1 protein-coding gene is annotated in these 21,783 nt (G+C 66.8%); it reads right to left on the bottom strand.

Annotation, left to right across the window (positions count from 1 at the left end; all coding sequences use genetic code 11):
* Positions 1 to 5 precede the first annotated feature (5 nt).
* Positions 6 to 21,761, bottom strand: coding sequence for a non-ribosomal peptide synthetase (locus CH285_RS01400; protein ID WP_094643272.1), 21,756 nt, complete (start codon positions 21,759 to 21,761; stop codon positions 6 to 8).
* Positions 21,762 to 21,783: the final 22 nt, after the last annotated feature.

The following is a 21,783-nucleotide window of genomic DNA, read 5'->3' on the forward strand; positions in this document are numbered from 1 at the left end:
TCACCTTATCGGGCGGCGGTTCCTATCGACCCGGGCAGACGATGCACCGGAATGTCGACACCGCTCATCTCGGCACCGTCACCGTCGACCGACACGATCGCAACGAGGTCCTCGATGTCCTCGGGTTGCAGTCGATCGACCGCGGCAGCATCTGCTGAGGCAAGGAACGCATGGGTGACCCATTCTGCGGACACGATGTCGGCGGCGTCCTCGGCGGACTCCGCCCGATCGGTCACCAGGGCTGCACCTGCCGTCACGGCGACCACACCGGCCAGAACTGCTGCACCGGAATCGAACCGGGTGGGGACGGCCAGCCGCGAATCGAAGGCCACTGCCCACTCCGCCACTGCGTTCGTCGCCAGTGCAGCGAGTGTTCCGTGGTCGATCACGGTGCCGTCGTCGACCACGACCAACGCTGGGCTGTCGGGTCCCAGAACCGCCGTTCGGTCCGAATACGTCACCGGCCGCCCAGAACTCGCGGCAATGGCGTCGACGACGTCCGGATGCCCGAGGTGGATGGTCGTGACGGACCCGGCCCAGCTCGGCGCATCGTCACCGTCCAGGACGAGGACGGACGCGCCTGTTCGCTGCAGAACGTCGGAGGAGTTCGACGGGGCGATCGGAGCCACGGCTCCGCCTGCCTTGGCCACCGCCCACTGCGTCACGACTGCCGCAACAGCGTCGGTGACGAAGACGCCGACCACGACTCCGGTTCGGACGCCACGTTCGATCAGTACCCGAGCCATACGTGAGGACTGCTCGTCGAGCTGACGGTAGGTGGACTCGACTCCGTCCGACGACAACGCGGGCGCATCGGGATCTGCGTCCACCGTCGAGGTGAGTACCTGCGGCAAGGTCAGGTCCGACCGAACCGGTGCCGCAGTGGAGTCAGCGGTCTGCGGGGTCTCGGTCAGTGCCGCCCGCTCGGCGGCGTCGAGAACGTCGATGTCGCCGACGACGACCGCTGGTGTTGTCGCCACTGCACCGGCGATGCGTGCGAATCGTTCCGCCAGCGACGCGACCGTGGACTCGTCGAACAGATCGGCGGCATACACCCATTCGACGTTCAGGGTTCCGGTGCCGCTGTTCCCGTCGGCGTGCTGGGTCTCCACCGTGACCTGCAGGTCGAATTTCGCCGTCGGCTCGAAGCCGCTGACGGGTTCGACCACCAGGTTCGGCAGCTCGAAGCGCGCCTCGCCGTGGGGCTCCACCGACAGAACCGTCTGGAACAGCGGGGTGTACCCGGCGTTCCGGTCCGGTGCGATCGTGTCGACGACCCGCTCGAACGGGACGTCCGAATTCGCGAAGGCCCGCAGGTCGGTCTCGCGTAGAGCGGTCAGCAGCTCTGCGAACGTCGCATCCGGGTCCACGTCCGTGCGCAGCGCCAACGTGTTGACGAACATGCCCACCAGTCCGTCGAGCGCCTCGTGCCCGCGCCCGGCGATGGGCGTGCCGACGGCGAAGCTGCGGGAGCCGCTCATCCGAGACAACAGCACCCCGAGGACGGCGTGCAACACCATGAACAGGGTCGCGTTGTTCTCGCGGGCGATCGCGGCGAGCCCGGTGTGTACCGACTCGTCCAGCTCGACACTCACACTGGCTCCGCGCAGGTTGGCGGTAGCCGCCCGCGGCCGATCCCACGGCAACGACACGACCGGGGTGATCCCGCTGAGCTCGTCCGCCCAGAAGGCCAACTGCTGCGACAGAATCGACGTGGGGTCGCTGTCCGAGCCCAGCACCTGCCGCTGCCATACCGCAAAGTCCGCGTACTGCACCGTCAGCGGTTCGGGCGTGTAGTCGGTTCCCGACGCGGCAGCGAGGTACGCAGTCATGACGTCACGGGCCAGTGGTGCCATCGATGCGCCGTCTCCGCTGATGTGGTGCATCACGATGACGAAGATGTACTCGTCCGGGCCGAAGCGGAACAGTGCTCCCCGGACCGGGGGTGCGACGGTGACGTCGAAGCCCTCGTAGACGAGTGCGCGAATCCGTTCGGCGGTGTCGGAGTCGTCGGTCGCGTCGATCGGAGTCAGATCGGGTACGACCGATCCGGCGTCGACGAACTCCTGGTACGGCGAACCGTTCGCATCTTCCGGGTAGCGCGTGCGCAATGCCTCGTGGCGTTCCACGGTGCTGGACACGGCTGCCTGCAGTGCCGCGACATCCAGCTCGCCTCGCAGACGGAGCGCCAGCGGCATATTGTAGGCCCCGGACTCGGGGTCGAGTCGGTTCAGTACCCACATGCGCTGTTGCGCGAGCGACAACGGAACGGTCTGTCCGGCCGGTCGGCGACGCAGCGGAATATCGTTCGCGTCGTCGATGCGTGATTCGGCGCGCGCTGCGAGTGCCGAGACCGTCGAGGCCTCGAACAGGTCTCGGACACCGACCTTCTTCCCGAGCGCAGCCGACACCCGTGCCGCCACTCTCGTGGCGATCAGCGAGTTACCACCGAGATCGAAGAAGTCGTCGTCCGATCCGACCCGCTGCACGCCGAGCAGCTCCGCGTAGATCTCCGCCACGATCTCCTCGACCGGCGTTGCGGGAGCACGGAACTCGCGAACCTCGAACACCGGCTCCGGCAGTGCTTTTCGATCCAGCTTGCCGCTGGTGTTCAGCGGGAATTCCGCGAGCACCATCACCGTCGCCGGCACCATGTACTTCGGCAGAGCGCCGCCGACAAAGGTGCGTACCTCGGCCGGGTCCAGCGTTCCACCCGGCGCAGGCACCACGTATCCGACGAGCTGGTCGCCGGCACCGGTGGTCGCCACCACGGCCGTGGCCTGGTTGACGTCGGGATGGGCCAGCAGTGCGGTCTCGATCTCACCGAGCTCGATCCGCTGGCCACGGAACTTGACCTGGAAGTCGGTGCGCCCGATGTACTCCAGGACTCCTGCAGCGCCCGGCCCCGATCGCCATCGGACGAGGTCTCCGGTGCGATACATGCGCTCGCCGGCAGCCGAGAACGGGTTCGCGACGAAGCGGTCCATCGTCAGGTCGACGCGCCCGAGGTATCCGTCGGCGAGCTGCGTCCCCGCGAGATACAGCTCACCCGCGGTCCCTGCGGCGACCGGATGCAGTCTGCCGTCGAGAACGTAGGCCTGGGTGTTCCACTCCGGCGCCCCGATCGGGACGGTCGCGCCCTCGTCGGCAGACGTCTCCCAGTACGTCACACTCACTGCGGCTTCGGTGGGGCCGTACAGGTTGTGGATCCTGGCAGAGGTGATCGCGCGGAAGTCCGTCACCGTCTCCGGCGGCAGTGCCTCACCCACCACGTAGACGTGTCGCAACGACCGGCACTGCTCCTCGGTGGCGTACGCGGCGAACACCGTGAGCATCGACGGCACGAAGTCCGTGACGGTGACGCCGTGCCGGGCGATGCGCTCCGCGACGTACGCCGGGTCGCGGTGGCCGTCGGGGGTCGCGAGAACGACGCTCGCACCGACCTGGAGTGGGAGGAAGAAGCCCCACAGTGACACGTCGAACGTCGTCGCCGTCTTCTGCAGGTAGACGTCGTTCTCGTCGAGCGAGTACTGGTCGATCATCCACGCCATCTCGTTGACGATCGCGCGGTGCGGCACCGCGACGCCCTTGGGTCGCCCGGTCGACCCGGACGTGAAGATGACGTAGGCGGTGTTCTCCGGGCGTACCGGTGCCAGTCGGTCGGCGTCGGCCACGGCGTCTGCCGGGTAGGACGCGAGATCGAGGGTGTCCAGTTCGAGAATCGGGAACCGTTCCGGCAGTCCCGTCCGATCGTGACTGGTCGAGAGAACGGCGACCGGCACCGCGGTGTCGAGGATGTACTCGATGCGCTCGGCCGGGTGGTCCGGATCGATGGGTACGTATGCGCCGCCGGCTTCGAGGACGGCGTACATGCCGACCATCAGGTCGATGCCTCGCCTCATGCCGAGAGCGACGAGCGATTGCGGGCCGACGCCGAGCGAAATCAGGTGTCGGGCAAGACGGTTGACCCGCACCGAGAACTCGGCGTAGGTCACTGCGGCGCCCTCGTACAGCACGGCCGTGGCGTCCGGGTTCGCCGCAACCCGAGCCCGGAACGGCGCGGTCAACATGATGCCGGCGTCGACCTCGTGCGCGGTGTCGTTCCAGGTGTCGATCACGCGGGTTCGTTCTTCCGAGCCGAGCAGATCGATATCGCCGACCGCCGTCGTGGTGTCGGAGACGAAGGTTTCGAGAACACCGACGAGACGGGACAGGATCGATTCGACGTACGCAGCGTCGAACAGATCGCTGATGTACTTGAGCGTGAACGAGATTCGATCCTCGGCCACGACCAACAACGTCAGTGGGTAGTGAGTGTTGTCGTTCGAGCTCACCGACTCGACGGTCATTCCGTCGATCGCTGCCGCTTGCTGCGTCAGCTCGGCTTCGTCCACCGGGTAGGACTCGAAGATGGTGAGGGTGTCGAACAGATTCCCCATTCCGATCGCCCGTTGGATGTCGACGAGTCCCATGTGATGGTGGTCGAGCAGGTCTGCTTGTTCTCCCTGAATCCGGACCAGGTAGTTCTCGACAGTGTCGGCCGGATCGAATCGAACGCGCACCGGGATGGTGTTGATGAACAGGCCGATCATGGACTCGACGCCTGGAAGAGCAGCGGGACGGCCGGAGACCGTGGCACCGAACACGACATCGGTGCGGCCGGTGATGTGTGCGATCAGCAGGCCGTAGGCCGCTTGCACCAGCGTGTTGACGGTGACGCCGAGCCTGCCACCGAGCGCCACGAGCGACGCGGTGGTCTCGGGATCGACGAATCGCTCCGTCTCTGCCGAGCGGGCGGAGATCTCTCGTCCGACACTCGGCGGTGCGACGAACGTCGGCTCCTCGACTCCGGCCAGCGCGGTGGTCCACGCACCGAGAGACACGGCCGGGTCCTGTCGGTTCAGCCATGCCAGGTAGGAGCGATACGAGCGAACCCTCGGCATCGACGAGGTGGAACCACGAGCGGCGTACAGGTACAACAGTTCCTTCATCACCAGCGGCAGAGACCACCCGTCGAGGAGCACGTGATGGTTGGTCATCGCGAGCTTGTAGGTGGTCGGGGTGATTCGCACGAGGACGAAACGCAGCAGCGGTGCAGTGGAGACGTCGAAATGCCGTCGTTGCTCGGCCGCCAGGGCATCGGCGACTGCTGTGCCACGTTCCGGCTCGTCGAGGTGCGACAGGTCCATCGTGGTCCAGGGCAACACGACGTCCTGATGGACGATCTGCACCGTCTCGCCGTCTGCGGTCGCGGTGAACGAGGTACGCAGATTGTCGTACCGGTCCAGCAGTGTCTGGGCAGCGTGATGCAACCGTTCGGCGTCCACCTCGCCGGCCAGGTCGAGTACGACCTGCATGGTGTAGACGTCGATCGACGCGTCGGCGAACAACGCGTGGAACAGCAGTCCTTGCTGCAACGGTGACAGCGACCAGATGTCGGTCAGCTGTGGGTAACGCGCCTCGAACGACGCGATGTCGGCCTGCGACAGCGCCACCAGAGGCACGTCCGACGGGGTCAGGCCGCCCGAGCCGGGTACCTCGGCGTACGAGGCCAGCGCCGTCAACGCCTCGGACCACAGCCCGGCGAGACGCTCGACCGTGTCCGCGGACACGGCTCCGGTCGGGAACGCGAAGCTGGCGCTCAGGACCCCGCCCTCGTCGGTGTCGAGCACGATCGCGTTGATGTCGACGGTCTTGTTCGCGGCCATGTCGGCGTCACCGGGCGCGGAGAGCTCACCGTCGGCGGCCGGCAACCAGCCGAGCGACTTCATCTCGTCCGGGACCTCGCCGGCGTCGACCCGGCCCAGGTAGTTGAAGCTGATCTGTCCGGTGCCGAGTTCGGCCAGTTCCGCAGCGGTCTCCGAGTTCAGGTAGCGGAGCAGTCCCCAGCCCATGCCTCGATCGGGCAGCGCCAGCATCTGCTCCTTGACTGCCTTCACTGCATCGCCGAGCTGCGACCCTCCCGCGAACGCAGCATCGACGTCGATCCCGGTCAGGTCGAGGCGAACGGGGAACAGGCTGGTCAGCCAGCCGACGGTACGTCCCAGATCAGCTCCGGGAACCACCGCTTCCTCGCGGCCGTGGCCTTCGAGCTGCACCAGTGTTGCCGGTGCAGTGATGCCGCGCTCGGACCGCAGTCTCGTGACGGCCAGAGCGAGCCCGGCCAGCAACCCGTCGCCCACTCCGCCGCGGAAGATCTCCGGAACGGTGGTCAGCAAGGTGCGCGTGACGTCGGGTGTCAGTTCGATGTTCACCCGTTCGAGCGTCGCCACGACATCGACCGCGGGATCGAAGGGGCGGTTGCCCAGCACGGGGTCCTCGGTGTCGGCGATCGAACGCCACAGCGGCAATTCGGCCAGCCGCGCCTCGCTCGCTGCCGCGTCGACCAGTGCATGGGTCCAACGCCGCATCGAGGTCCCGACCTCGGGGAGGGTCGGGGTCACTCCCCCCGACACCTGAGCCCAGGCGGAGACGAAGTCGGGGACCAGGATTCGCCACGACACTCCGTCGATCACGAGGTGGTGCGCCGCCACGGTCAGCGTGCCCGGCACCTCGGGTCCTCGATCGACCCAGACGAGGGCGAGCATGCGACCGGCCGTGGGGTCGAGCGTTCCCACCGCATCGTCGAATACTGTTGCAGCCGAATCGGTATCGGCCCGGGTGAGCAGTGTATCCACGTCGACGGTACCGGCGCCCGCAACATCGAGACCCCAGCCGCGGTCGTCGTGCACCAGGGTCGACCGCAGCACGTCGTGTCGATCGACCACTGCGGTCACCGTGGCGAGAATCCCGGCTCGGTCGATACCGAGCGGCAGCTCCAGTGTGACGGCCTGATGGAAGCGTGACCACCCGCCGCCGCGCTCGATCATCGCTACACCGAACGGGGGTAGCGGCAGCCAACCGACACCGCCGCCGTCGAGTTCCTCGAGCACGACCGCGTCGCTGCCCTCACCGACGATCACGGCGACCTCGGCGAGACCGGCAACGGTCTTGCGCTCGAACACATCTCGCGGCCCGAACTGAATTCCCCTGGCCTTGGCGCGAGAGACGAGCTGAATCGAGACGATGCTGTCGCCGCCGAGCGCGAAGAACGAATCGTCGACCCCGACGGCGTCGAGGCCGAGGACGTCTGCGAAGACCTCGGCAATGATGCGTTCGGTGTCGGTTGTCGCGGTACGGAATTCGGCATCGCTGCCGAATTCCGGTTCGGGTAGTGCTCTGCGGTCCAGCTTGCCGTTCGGCCCGAGTGGCAGGGCATCGAGCACGATGAGCCCGGCCGGAACCATGTATTCGGGAACAAGGTTCGCAACCGAGGCGGTGACCGCTGTGGAGTCGATAGTCTCCCCGGCGACAGGAACGACGTAGCCGACCAGTAGTTCACCTGCCGACGGCGTCCGGCGCACGAGAACGACGGCTTGGTCGACCGACGGATCTGCAGTCAACGCGGCTTCGATTTCGCCGAGCTCGATCCGCAGGCCTCGGAGTTTGACCTGGAAGTCGGTGCGGCCGAGGTACTCGAGTTCACCGTCGCGCCTCCAGCGCACCAGGTCTCCGGTGCGATACATCCGCGAGCCGGCACTGCCGTGCGGGTCGGCGACGAACCTGTCGGCAGTCAGGTCCGGGCGGCCGAGGTATCCGCGGGCCAGTTGACGCCCGGCGAGATACAGCTCCCCGGGCACCCCGACGGGAACGGGGTGCAGTCGCGCATCGAGCACGGTCACCCTCGTGTTCCACACCGGTGCACCGATGGGAACCGACACGGTGTCCGACGGCAGGACATGGTGATACGTAACGTCGACAGCGGCCTCGGTCGGGCCGTAGAGGTTGTGCAGCTCGGTTGCGGGCAGAGCAGTGCGCAGGGCCGAGGCAACCGATGCAGGCAATGCCTCACCGGAGGCGAACACCGCACGCAGGCCGGTGCAGTTCGACACACCGTCCGCAGCGGCGAACACGGCCAGCAACGACGGCACGAAGTGCGCGACCGTGACGCCGCGTTCGGCAACGGTGCGCACCAGATATGCCGGATCTCGGTGGCCGTCGGGCACCGCGATGACGAGTTCGGCACCGATCTGCAACGGCCAGAACAGCTCCCACACCGACACGTCGAACGTGACCGGCGTCTTCTGCAACACCTTGTCCTGCTCGGTGAGACGGTATTCGGCCTGCATCCACAGCAGACGGTTGACGATGGCCTCGTGGCTGACCGCAACGCCTTTGGGGCGACCGGTGGAGCCGGAGGTGAAGATGACGTACGCGGTGTCCGCCGGTCGCAGCGGTGCGGTTCGCTCGGCATCGGTCACCGGTGCCGTGGACAGACCTGTCGTGTCGACGGTGTCGACCAGGATTCTGGCGGCGTCGGTCACGAGATCTGTACCGTCGCGCTCGGTCGTGAGCAGCACCACCGGTGCCGCCGTGTCCAGGATGTAGCCGATTCGTTCGGCCGGTAGATCCGGGTCGACCGGAACGTAGGCACCACCGGCGGCGAGCACGGCGTAGATACCCGCCAGCATGTCGATGGAGCGGCGCATGGCCGTCGCCACCACGGTTTCCGGGCCGACTCCCTCGGCGATGAGCAGACGCGCGAGCGCGTTGACCCGTTCGGAGAATTCGCGGTACGTCACCCGATCGTCGAGGAAGCTCGTGGCGGTGTTGTCCGGGGACTCGACAACTCGGGTCTCGAACAGCGACACCAGAGTTGCGCCGGGATCCACCTCGTGCGCGGTGGCGTTCCAATCCTCGAGGACGCGGGTACGTTCGCCCTCCTCGAGGATGTCGATGTCGCCGACGACCCCGTCCGGTGTGTCGGTCAGCGCGTGCAGTACCCGGACGAGCCGTCGCCCGAGGGAGGCCATGCTGGATTCTTCGAATAGATCTGTGGCGTAGTCGAACTGCACGTCGATTCCGGCGGGAGCACCGCGGTCGTCCGTGTTCTCCCAGAGCGTCACCTGCAGGTCGAATTTCGCGAACGCGCTACCCAGGTCGATGCCCTCGACACTCAACCCCGGCAGGGCCAACGTCTGGCGGTTCAGGTTCTGGAACGTCAGCATGACCTGGAAGATCGGGTGGCGAGCCTGTGAGCGGTCCGGGGCCAGCTCGTCGACGAGCCGCTCGAACGGCACGTCGGCGTGCCCGAAGGCTCCCAGGTCGGCCTCGCGAACTGCGGCGAGTTGCTCGCGCAACGTTGCCGCGGGGTGCACCGCGGTACGCAGGGCGAGCGTGTTGACGAACATGCCGACGAGCTCGTCCAGATCGGCGTCACCGCGGCCGGCGACCGGGGTCCCGATCGTCACGTCGTCGGTACCCGCCATCGCGCCGAGGAGCACCGCCAGCGCGGTGTGGACCACCATGAAGTTCGTGGCGTTGTTGGCGCGGGCCGCGCGAGCGATGTTCGACTGCAGAGCCTCGTCGATCGAGAAGTTGTATGCCGCACCGCGATACGACGCCACCGCCGGACGCGGCCGGTCGGTCGCGAGATCGAGCTGTGCTGGGGCACCGGCCAGAGCCGAAGTCCAGTAGGCGAGCTGCTTCGCCAACGGCGAATCGGGGTCGTCCTCGGAACCGAGTACCTCGCGTTGCCACAACGCGTAGTCCGCGTACTGCACCGGAAGTGGTGCCCACTGCGGGTTCTCCCCCGCGGCACGGGCGGTGTAGGCCACCATGACGTCGCGCGTCAGGGGTCCCATCGAGAACCCGTCCGCGGCGATGTGGTGGGCGACGAAGGCCAGTACGTGCTCGGTCTCGCTGACCCGCAGGATCCGGATTCGGACCGGAACAGCTCGGGTCACGTCGAATCCCGCGGACACGAAGTCGCGCAGGGCCTGCTCGATCGAACTCTCGTCGACGTCGTCGACGACAACCGTCACGCCGGCCTCCGCGGTACCGAGTACCACCTGATGGCCTCGTCCGTCGACCTCCGGGTACACGGTGCGCAGAATTTCGTGCCTCGCCAGCACGTCGTGCACGGCGTTGGTGAGTGCATCGACATCGATGCTGCCGGACAACCGAATTGCGACCGGGATGTTGTTCACGGCGGAGGTCGGATCGAATTGGCTCAGGAACCACATGCGCTGCTGAGCCATCGACAGCGGCACCGAGTCCGGTCGTGTTCGAGCCGTCAGTGCCCGGCGCGCACCGGTACCCACCTCGGACTCGATCGCACGTGCGAGCGACTGCACCGTCGGAGACTCGAAGATCGAGCGGACAGGCACCTGAGTATCGAGCGCCGCCCCCAGCCGGGAGACCACCTGAGTGGCGATGAGCGAGTTACCGCCGAGCGCGAAGAAGTCGTCGTCCAGACCCACGCGCTCGACAGCGAGCACCTCGGCGAAGACCGCCGCGACGGCCTCTTCCACCGGATTGGTCGGCGCGCGGAATTCGGCTGTCTCGAACTGCGGTTCGGGGAGCGCCTGTCGATCCAGCTTTCCGTTGACGCCGCGAGGAAGAGCCTCGAGCACGACGAAGGCCGCCGGGATCATGTACGACGGCAGACGTTCGGCGAGTGCACGACGGATGCCGTCCTGATCCAGCGTCACCCCATCGGCGGGCACGAGGTAGGCCACGAGCCGCGCGCCTGATCCCGTGTCCGCGAGAGCGATCACGGCGACGTCGCGAATCTCGTCGAGCGATCCGAGAGCGGCATCGATGTCGCCGAGCTCGATACGGAAACCGCGAATCTTCACCTGGAAGTCGGTGCGCCCGACGTACTCCAATTCGCCGTCGGCGCGCCAGGATACGAGGTCACCGGTGCGGTACAGGCGGCCGCCGGGGGTGAACGGGTCCGCGACGAATCGCTCGGCGCTCAGATCCGGCCGCGCGAAGTACCCGTCGGCCAGCTGCGCACCCGCGAGGTAGAGCTCACCTGCGACGCCGACCGGAACGGGAGCCAGACGCGAATCCAGCACGTAGACACGGGTGTTCCACTCCGGGCCACCGATCGGAACCGTGGTGCCGTCGACGGTCGTCACCCGATGCGAAGTCACCGAGACCGCGGCCTCGGTCGGTCCGTACAAGTTGTCCAGTCGCGCAGCCGAACTGCGCAGCGCGCGCTCGGCCGTGGCGACCGGCAGTGCTTCGCCGATCGCCAGGATCCGCGTCAGGGGTTCGGGCAGGGTGCCCGCCGACGCCGTGACCAGCGCGTCGAGCACGGACGGCACGGTGTGCAGTGTCGTCACCGATTCCCGGTTCATCAGATCGACGAGGTAGGCGGGATCGCGGTGGCCCTCGGCGTCGGCCACGACGATCGCACCACCGGAGACGGTGGCGACCCAGAACTCCCACACGGACAGATCGAAGGTGGCCGCGGTCTTGAGCAGTACTCGGTCGGTACTGCCCAGTCCGTAATCGGCGCTCTGCCACAGCAGCTGATTGACGATGGCGGCATGACTCACCGCGACACCCTTGGGGCGGCCGGTGGATCCGGACGTGAAGATGACGTACGCGGTGTTCGCAGGCCGCAGCGGCGAGGTGCGCTCACTGTCGGTGACGGGCGCGTCCGAGACCTCTGCGTCGAGCACTCGAGGATCGGTGTCGACCAACAGCACCGGAACCGAGTCGACATCGACACCGTCCCGCGCAGTACTCAGGACCAGAGCGGGAGCAGCTACCTCCAGGATGTAGGCATTGCGGTCCGCCGGCTGATCCGGATCGATGGGCACGTACGCCCCGCCCGCCTTGGCGACGGCATACATCGCGACGAGCAGATCCACCGAGCGCCTGATAGCCAGAGCAACCGTCACCTGCGGGCCGACACCGGCACCGATCAGGACGCGGGCCAACCGGTTGATTCGACGATCGAACTCGCCGTACGACAGTGACTGACCGGCATGGACCACCGCGACCGCGTCGGGCTGCGCCTGCACCTGTCGATCGAACAGCGATACCAGCGACTGCGACGCATCGACATCGTGATCGGTGTCGTTCCAGGTGCGGACGATCCGGGTGCGTTCCTCGGGCGAGAGCAGCTCGAGATCGCCGACGACGGCCGACGGGTCCGCGGCCACGGCAGCGAGGAGGCCAACGAACCGGTCGGCAAAACCTTCGACCGTCGCGCGATCGAAAAGATCGGTGGCATAACTGAATTCGGCCGACAGTTCCGCGGGCGAGCCGTCCGGGGCGTAGCGATCCGAGATCGACAGTTGCAGATCGGTTTTCGCGGTCACCGCATCCGCCTCGACGGCACTCACCGTCAGACCCGGCAGCTCGAACGTCGACTCGGCAAGGTTCTGGAAGGACAGGCCTACCTGGAACAACGGGTTGCGTGCCGTCGACCGCACCGGGTTCAGCACCTCCACGAGACGCTCGAACGGAACGTCGGAGTGCGCGAACGCGGCCAGGTCCCGCTCTCGGGCCTGAGCGAGCAACTGGCGGAAGGTCATCGACGATTCGACCGACGACCGGAAGACCAGGGTGTTGACGAACATACCGATCATCGAGTCCAGAGCCCGCTCACCGCGGCCGGCGATGGGCGTTCCGACCGCGATGTCCTCGGAACCGGACAGGCGTGCGAGCAACACGGCGAATGCCGAGTGCACCACCATGAACAACGTTGCCTGCTCGGTACGTCCGAGTTCGGCGAGAGCAGCGTGCGTGCCGGCGTCGACGGTGAACCGCACGGCATCGCCACGGAAACTCTGCGCCGGCGGGCGCGGGCGATCGGTGGGCAGCACCAGCTGATCCGGCAGCTCGGCGAGCGTATCCTTCCAGAACGACACCTGCTGCGCTGCAACCGAATCGGGATCCGATTCGGTGCCGAGTACGGTTCGCTGCCACAGCGCGAAGTCGACGTACTGCACCTCGAGTGGCTCCCAGTCCGGAACCGTCCCTGCAGATCTCGCGGTGTATGCGGTCATGACGTCGACGGCCAGCGGGCCCATCGACGCGCCGTCGGCCGACACGTGGTGGACGACGAAGGCCAGGACGTGCTCGTTCTCGTCGACGCGGAACACGCGCGCGTCGACCGGTACCTCGACGGTGACGTCGAAGCCACGCGTGAAGAATTCGGTCACGGCGGTGACGACGTTCGCACCGGCCACGTCTCGGACGGCGAGGTCCATCGGTACCTCGGACGCCGACAACACCTGCTGGAACGGGCCCTGTGCCGAGTCCGGGTACCGGGTACGAAGAGACTCGTGGCGCTCGACGACATCGCGCACCGCCGACTGCAGCGCAGCGACGTCGAGCTCACCCGACAACCGCACGGCGAACGGAATGTTGTCCACCGACGACGTCGTGTCGAACTGGTTGAGGAACCAGTACCGCTGCTGCGCAGGCGAGAGCGGCGGGTGCTCGGGACGCGGACCCGCCACGAGTGCAGCTCGTCCCCCCGAACCGACAGCGCTCTCCACGTGCGCCACCAGTGCGGCCACGGTCGAGCTCTCGAACAGCGCCCGCACCGGGACCACCGTGTCCAGGGCCGCGCCGAGCCGCGAGACCACCTGGGTGGCGATCAACGAGTTACCGCCCAGGGCGAAGAAGTCGTCGTCCAGTCCCACTCGCTCGAGGTGCAGGACGTCGGCGAACACTCCGGCGACGATCTCTTCGACCGCGGTGGTGGGTGCGCGGAATTCCCGGGCCTCGAACACGGGCGCGGGAAGCGCGGCGCGATCCAACTTGCCCACCGGGGTCAGTGGAACGGTGTCGAGAACGATGATCGACGACGGGATCATGTAGGCGGGCAATGATTTTCCGACGAAGGCGGTCAGCTCGTCGACGTCGACGACCGAACCACGCGCCGGCAACACGTAGGACACGAGAGTGGTGACACCCGAGGGCAGTTCGTGTCCGAGTGTGACGGCGAAGTCGACCTCGGGAACAGCGGTGAGCGCGGAGTCGATCTCGCCGAGCTCGATACGGAACCCGCGCACCTTGACCTGGAAGTCGGTGCGGCCGACGAACTGCAGCTGCAGGTCGTCCGTCCATCGCACGACGTCGCCGGTGCGGTACATCCGTGCGCCGTCGATGCCGTACGGATTGGCCACGAAGCGCTCGGAGGACAGACTCGGCCTACCGAGATAACCGCGAGCGAGCGCACCGCCCGACAGATACAGGTCACCCGCGACACCGGTCGAAACCGGTTCGAGCCTGGAATCGAGGATGAGCACGGACATGCCGTGAATCGGTCGACCGATGGTGATCGGCTCGCCGGGCGTCAACTCGGCGAAGCTGGAGATGATCGTGGTCTCGGTCGGTCCGTACCCGTTGAAGTACTTCCGGTCCCCTGCCCACCGGGCGAGGAGTTCGGGAGTGGTCACGTCGCCGCCCACCGAGAGCACCTCGAGCGAATCGATCCCGTGGGGATCCATCGTGCCGAGCACCGCGGGCGTGATGATCGTGTGAGTGACCCTCTCCGCCTTCAACAATTCGGCCAGTTCGGTGCCGCCGAGAATCGATGCCGGTACCACCACCAACGTCGCGCCGACGGAGAACGCCGCCATCCACTCCAGAACCGACGGATCGAAGTTCGGCGAGCAGACGTGGAGGAACCGCGAGGCCGGTTTCAGGTGATAGAGATCGGTTGCTGCGTCGAGGACGCCGCCGAGTCCGGCGTGCGTGACGACGACGCCCTTCGGCTTGCCCGTCGAGCCCGAGGTGTAGATGACGTAGGCGGGGTTCTGGAACGTGACGGGTCGCAGGCGGTCGGCGTCGGTGACCGGCTCGGCAGAGCGGGTGCGGACCTCGGCCACGAACTCGTCGTCGTCGACGCTCAGCCAGGTCAGGTCCTGCTGTCCGCCGGCGAGCCGATCCGAGTGTGCCCGGGTGGTCAGGCCCAGTAGGGCCTCGGAGTCCGAGACCATGTGGGCGACGCGATCCTGCGGATACGTCGGGTCGACGGGTAGGTGCGCGGCCCCCGATTTCGCCACTGCCCAGACCGCGAGCACCATGAAGTAGGAGCGCTGGAATCCCAGAGCCACAACGGATTCGGGGCCGGCCCCGCGCTCGATGAGCACCCGGGCGAGCTGCGAGGACGTCGCATCGAGTTCGGCGTACGAGATCGAGCGGCCCTCGTAGCGAATCGCGGTCGCCGACGGGTCGAGTGCGGCTCCGGCAGCGAAGATCTCGGCCAGAGTGCCGCCGGCCAACACGTCGTCACCGTGGACGTGGGTGAGCCGGTCGTATTCGTCGTCGTAGAGGATGGACAGATCGCCCACCGGGGTGTTCGGTGTCGCCACGATCGCTTCGAGCAGCCAGCGGAAACGTCGCGAGAACACCTCGATCGTGTTCTCGTCGAACAGGTCTCGCGCGTAGAGGAAACCGGCGGACAGACCGGTGCCGTCGGCCTTCTCGTGCAGCGTCAGCGACAGGTCGAACTTGGCGGTGTCGACCTCGACGTCGACCGCCGAGACCGTCAGATCGGGTAGGTGGAATTCGCTCGGCGGCAGGTTCTCGAACGCGATCGCCACCTGGAACAGCGGGTGCCTGGCCGTCGTGCGCTCGGGTTCGAGCAGATCGACGAGCCGCTCGAAGGGGATGTCCGCGTGTGCGAATGCATCGAGGTCGACGTCCCGGACGTGGCCGAGGAGGTCGGTGAATCCCTTGCTTCGATCGACCGAGGTGCGGAGCACCAGGGTGTTGACGAACATACCGATGACGTCGTCCAGGACGGCCTCGCCGCGGCCTGCGACGGCGGTACCCACCGCAACGTCGTCCGAGGTGGACATGCGAGCCAGGAACAGCGCGAGAGCACCGTGGAGCACCATGAACAGGGTGGTTCCGGTCGACCGGGCCAGATCGTCGAGCGAGGCACGCAGATCCGCATCGATGTCGAACTGGAACCGCCCGCCCGAGTACGACTGCACCGCAGGACGCGGCCGGTCGTACGGCAGGGTCAGCTCACTGGGCAGGTCCGCCAGGGCCGAACGCCAGTAGTCCGCCTGTGCTGCCATCAGGCTGCTCGGATCCGCGTCGTCGCCGAGCACGGCGCGCTGCCACAGCGCGAAGTCGGCGTACTGCACCGCCAGCGGCGTCCACTGCGGAGCGTCGCCGGCCACACGAGCGAGGTAAGCCGTCATCACGTCGCGGGTCAGCGGTCCCATGGACCACCCGTCTGCGCTGATGTGATGAACCACGACGACCAGCACGTACTCGTCGTCGGTGACCTGGAACAGTTTCGCGCGCAGGGGAATCGACTGGGTGACGTCGAATCCTTCGGAGGCGAACGCGATCAGGTCGGCCACCGCACCGTCGGCGGACGGTGTGGTGGGGGTCAGGTCCGGTGCCACCGATTCGGCAGGCAGGATCACCTGATGCCCCGCTCCGTCCACACTCGGGTAGACGGTGCGGAGTGCTTCGTGCCGGTCGAGAACGTCGACGACCGCTGCGTTCAGGGCCGCAGTGTCGAGTGCTCCGGTGAGCCGGATCGCCACGGGGATGTTGTTGACCGCCGATTCGGGCTCGAATCGGTTGAGGAACCACATCCGCTGCTGGGCGAGAGAGAGAGGAATTCGTTCGGGGCGTTCCTGCGGTACCAGAGGCGCGGAGACTCCGTGGCCGACGTGGCTTTCCAACGCAGCAGCCAAGGCTGCCACCGTGCCTGCCTCGAACATCGTTCGGACGGGCACCGTCGTGCCCAGCTCGGCACCGAGTCGTGCGGCGACCTGAGTGGCGACGAGCGAATTGCCGCCGAGCGCGAAGAAGTCGTCGTCCACACCGACTCGGTCGAGTCCGAGGACCGCGCCGAACACGTTCGCGACGATCTCTTCGACCGGATCGGACGGTGCTCGGTAGGGCGTTGCCTCGAATTCCGGATCGGGCAGCGCGTTTCGATCGAGCTTGCCACTTCCGCCGAGAGGGAACTCGGCCAACTCCACGACGGTGGTCGGCACCATGTACTCGGCCAGACGTCCACGTAGCGCGGTGCGTACCCGGTCCAGATCGACCGGGCCTTCGGTGGGGACGACGTAGGCAACCAGTTGTTCTCGTCGCACGAGCACCACGGCCTGAGCGATCTCGGGAAGATCCAACAGAGCCGATTCGATTTCGCCGAGTTCGATACGGAGACCACGCAACTTCACCTGGAAGTCGGACCGGCCCACGTACTCCAACTCACCGGCGGGCAGCCACCGCACCACGTCGCCGGTTCGGTACATCCGCGCACCGTCGACCGCGAACGGATCGGCAACGAAGCGATCCGCGGTCAGATCGGGTCGGCTCACGTATCCCCTGGCGAGCTGGACACCCGAGAGATAGAGCTCTCCCGACACCCCGACCGGAACCGGCCGCAACGACGAATCCAGAACGCGCACATCGGTGTTCCACACCGGTGAACCGATCGGCACCACGGCTGTGTCCGCGTCGGAGACCGCGTGATAGGTCACGTCGACAGCAGCTTCGGTCGGGCCGTACAGGTTGTGCACCGACACCTGTGGGAGTGCGCGGCGCAGCGACTGTGCAGTAGCAGGCGCAAGCGCCTCCCCCGAGGCGAACACCGTACGCAGCGACGCTCCCGCGTCGGGCCTACGCAACGCCTCCGGCGTGAACACCGACATCATCGACGGCACGAAGTGCACTACCGAGACATGTTCGCGTGCAATGACATCGAGCAGGTACGACGGATCACGATGACCCTCGGGAACCGCGACGACCACCGATGCGCCGACCTGGAAGGCCCAGAAGAACTCCCACACCGACACGTCGAACGTAGCCGGTGTCTTCTGCAACACCACGTCCTGCGGACCGAGGGGGTACTCGTGCTGCATCCACGACAACCGGTTGACGATCGCCGCGTGCGATACGCCGACGCCCTTCGGCCGACCCGTCGAACCCGAGGTGAAGATGACGTATGCGAGGTTCTCTGCCCGCAGCGGTGCCGTCCGCTCCGCATCGGTCACCGGTGCCGACGAGAATTCGGACACGTCCACGGTGTCGATGTCCACCGTCTCCACACCCGGGAACTCGACGTGGTCTCGGGTGCTCGAGAGCACCCGTACCGGCGAGGCCGTGCTCACGATGTACTCGTTGCGCTCCGACGGCTGAGCCGGATCGATGGGTACGTACGCAGCACCGGCCTTGACGATCGCGTACATACCGACGAACAACTCGATACTGCGGCCGACTGCGAGGCCGACCGTCGAATCGGTCCCGACACCCACCGACACCAGGTACCGCGCCAGGCGGTTCGCGCGCGCATCGAGCTCGGCGTACGTCAGCCGAACGTCCTCGAACACCAGGGCCTGCGCGTCGGGGGTCTGCTCGACGCGACCATCGAACTGCCCCACCAACGTTGTTCCGCTGGTGATCTCGTGCGCCGGTCCCGAACCGAACGTCAGCACCGACTCCCGCTCGACCGAGTCGAGCAGGTCGATCTCTCCGACGGCTGCAGCGGGCGCTGCGGTGATCGCACGAAGAACACGAACGAACCGTTCTCCGAATCGGGCCATCGTCGATTTGTCGAACAGGTCCGCGGCATAGGTCAGGGCGACGGTCAGGCCCGCGGGCTCGGAGCCGGCCGGTGCCGAATCCCACAGCGTCACCTGCAGATCGAACTTTGCCAGGTCTGCCTCGTAGTCGACCGCTGCGATGGTCAGGCCGGGGAGCTCGACCGAGGTTCGATCCAGGTTCTGGAACGTCAACATCACCTGGAACAGCGGGTGGCGTGCCTGCGAGCGAGCCGGGGCCATTGCATCCACCAGACGCTCGAAGGGCACGTCGGCGTGCGAGAACGCAGCGAGGTCCACCTCCCGGATCTCGCGCACCAGATCGTCGAACGACGTCCGTGGATCGACTTCGGTGCGCAGCACCAGTGTGTTGACGAACATGCCGACGACGTCGTCGAGGGCCGCGTCTCCACGGCCGGCGACCGGCGTACCGATACTGATGTCGTCGGCGGCCGCGAGCTTGGCCAACAACACGGCCAGCGCGGCGTGCACGACCATGAATGTCGTTGCGTTGTGGTCTCTTCCGAGCTTCTCCAGCGCGCGGACCAGTTCGGCGTCGATCTCGAACGTGTGCGTGCCGCCGTTGGTCGTGGCGACCGCCGGGCGGGGACGGTCGGTGGGTAGCTCCAACTGGTCGGGTGCGCCGCCGAGTCGGTGCCGCCAGTAGTTCTCCTGCGCCGAGATCAGAGATTCCGGATCGTCCTCGCTGCCGAGGACGGCCCTCTGCCACAGCGTGAAGTCGGCATACTGCACCTCGAGCGGAGTCCACTGCGGTTGCTGCCCGTTGGTGCGCGCCACGTATGCGGCCACCACGTCTCGGGTCAGCGGGCCCATCGAGAATCCGTCGGCCGCGATGTGGTGCACCACGAACGCGAGCACGTGCTCGGTCGCGGCCGTCTCGAGAAGCACCGCCCGGAAGGGCAGCTGTACCGCCAGATCGAAGGGCCTGAGCGCGAACTCGAGCAGCACGGCGGGAACGTCGGCATCGGTTGCCGTCGCGCGCTCCAATTCCACTGCCACCGCATCGGATTCGAGTACTTGCTGGAAGCCGATGCCGTCGTGATCCGGGTAGACCGTCCGCAGCGACTCGTGCCGGTCCAACACGTCGATCAAGGCCGCCTGCAGGGCGGTGAAATCGAGTTCACCGCTCAACGCGATGGCGACCGGGATGTTGTTGACTGCCGAGTCCGGCTCGAATCGGTTGAGGAACCACATCCGTTGCTGGGCCAGCGACAGCGGCACACGTTCGGGCCGCTGCTGTGCCACCAACGGAGGTCGCGCGTGCGTCGAGCCTGCGGCATCGACGGCCGCGGCGAGTTCGGCGACAGTCGGTGCGTCGAAGAACGACCGCACATCCACTGCTGTGCCCAGTTCCGCGTTGACTCGCGCGATCACGCGGGTGGCGTTGAGCGAGTTTCCGCCGAGAACGAAGAAGTCGTCGTCCACGCCGATACGGTCGATACCGAGAACCGTCTCGAAAATTGCCGCCAGAGCAGTTTCGGTGTCGGTGCCCGGGGCGCGATACTCGCGTACGAGCGAGGCGAAATCGGGCGCAGGCAAGGCTTTTCGGTCCAGCTTGCCGCTGGCGTTCAGGGGGAATTCGTCCAGCACGACGAACACCGACGGCACCATGTACTCGGGCATGCGCCGGCGCACCGCATCCGCCAGGCCGTCGTGATCGATATCGGGCTCGGTGCTCACGACATAGCCGACGAGCTGCTCACCCAACTGGGCCTGCGATCGGTCGGCGTGAACGAGTACCGCAGCCTGGGTCACCTGCGGCTCGGCGAGCAGCGCTTGCTCGATCTCGCCGAGTTCGATACGGAGGCCACGCAGTTTGACCTGGAAGTCGGTGCGGCCGATGTACTCGATCTGGCCGTCGGCGCGTCGGCGCACCAGGTCGCCGGTGCGGTACATCCGGTCCCCCGGCTCACCGAACGGGTCGGCGACGAATCGATCGGACGTCAGGTCCGTGCGTCCGAGGTATCCGCGAGCGAGCTGCACGCCCGCGAGATAGAGCTCTCCCTCGACTCCCCGGGGTGAGCGCCGCAGACCCTCGTCGAGCACGTAGAGGTCGGTGTCGTCGACGGCAGCACCGATCGGTACCGAGCCGTCCTCCACCTGCTGGGTTCGGTAGTACGTGACGTCGACGGCTGCTTCGGTGGGACCGTACAGGTTGTGCAACTCGGCACCGGAGATCGCGTGGAACGCGTTGACGGTTCGCGCCGGCAGCGCCTCACCGGAGGCGAACACCATGCGAAGCGAATCGGCCTGTGCTGCGGTGGGTTCGGCAACGTAGACCGACAGCATCGACGGTACGAAGTGGGTCACCGTCACGCCGTGTTCAGCGATGACGCGGGCGAGATAGGCGGGGTCGCGGTGCCCGTCGGGCTCGGCGATCACCAGTGTCGCGCCGATCTGCAACGGCCAGAAGAACTCCCAGACCGACACGTCGAACGTGAACGGCGTCTTCTGCAAGACGACGTCGGCCGGGGTCATCGTGTATTCCCGCTGCCGCCAGGAAATATTGGCGACGATCGCGCGGTGGCCCACCGCCACGCCCTTCGGCCGCCCGGTCGAACCGGACGTGAAGATGACGTACGCGAGGTCGTCTTCGCCGAGGGTGCCGAGCCGGTCCGCATCGGTGATGCGCCCTGCAGTCACGCCGGAGACGTCGACGGCATCGACGAGCAGAGTCTGCGTGCCGTCCGGCAACTGCGGCAGGTCCTCCGATGTCGTGAGCACCAGAACCGGTCGCGCGGTATCGAGGACGTAGGCGAGTCGATCCACCGGGTGCTCGGGGTCCAACGGAACGTAGGCACCACCGGCTGCCGAGATGGCGTACATACCCACCAGCAGATCGAACGAGCGGCGGATCGACAGCCCCACCGTCGAATCCGGGCCGACTCCCCGCTCGATCAGAACCCGGGCGAGGCGTTCGACCGACTCTGCGAACTCGGAATAGGACCGACTCTCGCCGCCGAACACGAGCGCGGGCGCGTCCGGTGTCCGCTCGGCCTGATCGGCGAACAGGGTGTAGAGGGTGGTTGCCTCGGGTTCGGCCGGGCTCGACGCCGAGTCGTCGTCACCGAGAACCGTCGCGGCATCGGAGACCACCGACGAGACCACGGCGTCGAGACCACCGTCGGTGGCCTCGATGAGGCCGGGAACGGTGTTGGACAGCACGACCGGGACCAGCGCGTCCGGGCCGAGAACCCCACCCATGGCCGTGTCGAGGGTGGTGATCTCCTCGTCCAACCGGGCGTAGGTCAACTCCGTGCCGAGGTGCGCGAGCGCCACGCGGTCCGGTTCGACCGCAGCGACGCTCCGAACCAAGCGCGGAAGGTCCTCGACCGTCAATGCTGCCTCGCGTCGACGTCCAACCGCCATCTAACTTTTCCTCCTGATCGAT

The sequence above is a fragment of the Rhodococcus sp. 05-2256-B1 genome (assembly GCF_002258465.1).
Taxonomy (GTDB): domain Bacteria; phylum Actinomycetota; class Actinomycetes; order Mycobacteriales; family Mycobacteriaceae; genus Rhodococcoides; species Rhodococcoides fascians.

Coding starts and splice junctions, on each gene's coding strand:
- CH285_RS01400 (WP_094643272.1), bottom strand. CDS start 21,761: ATGGCGGTTGGACGTCGACGCGAGGCAGCATTGACGGTCGAGGACCTT.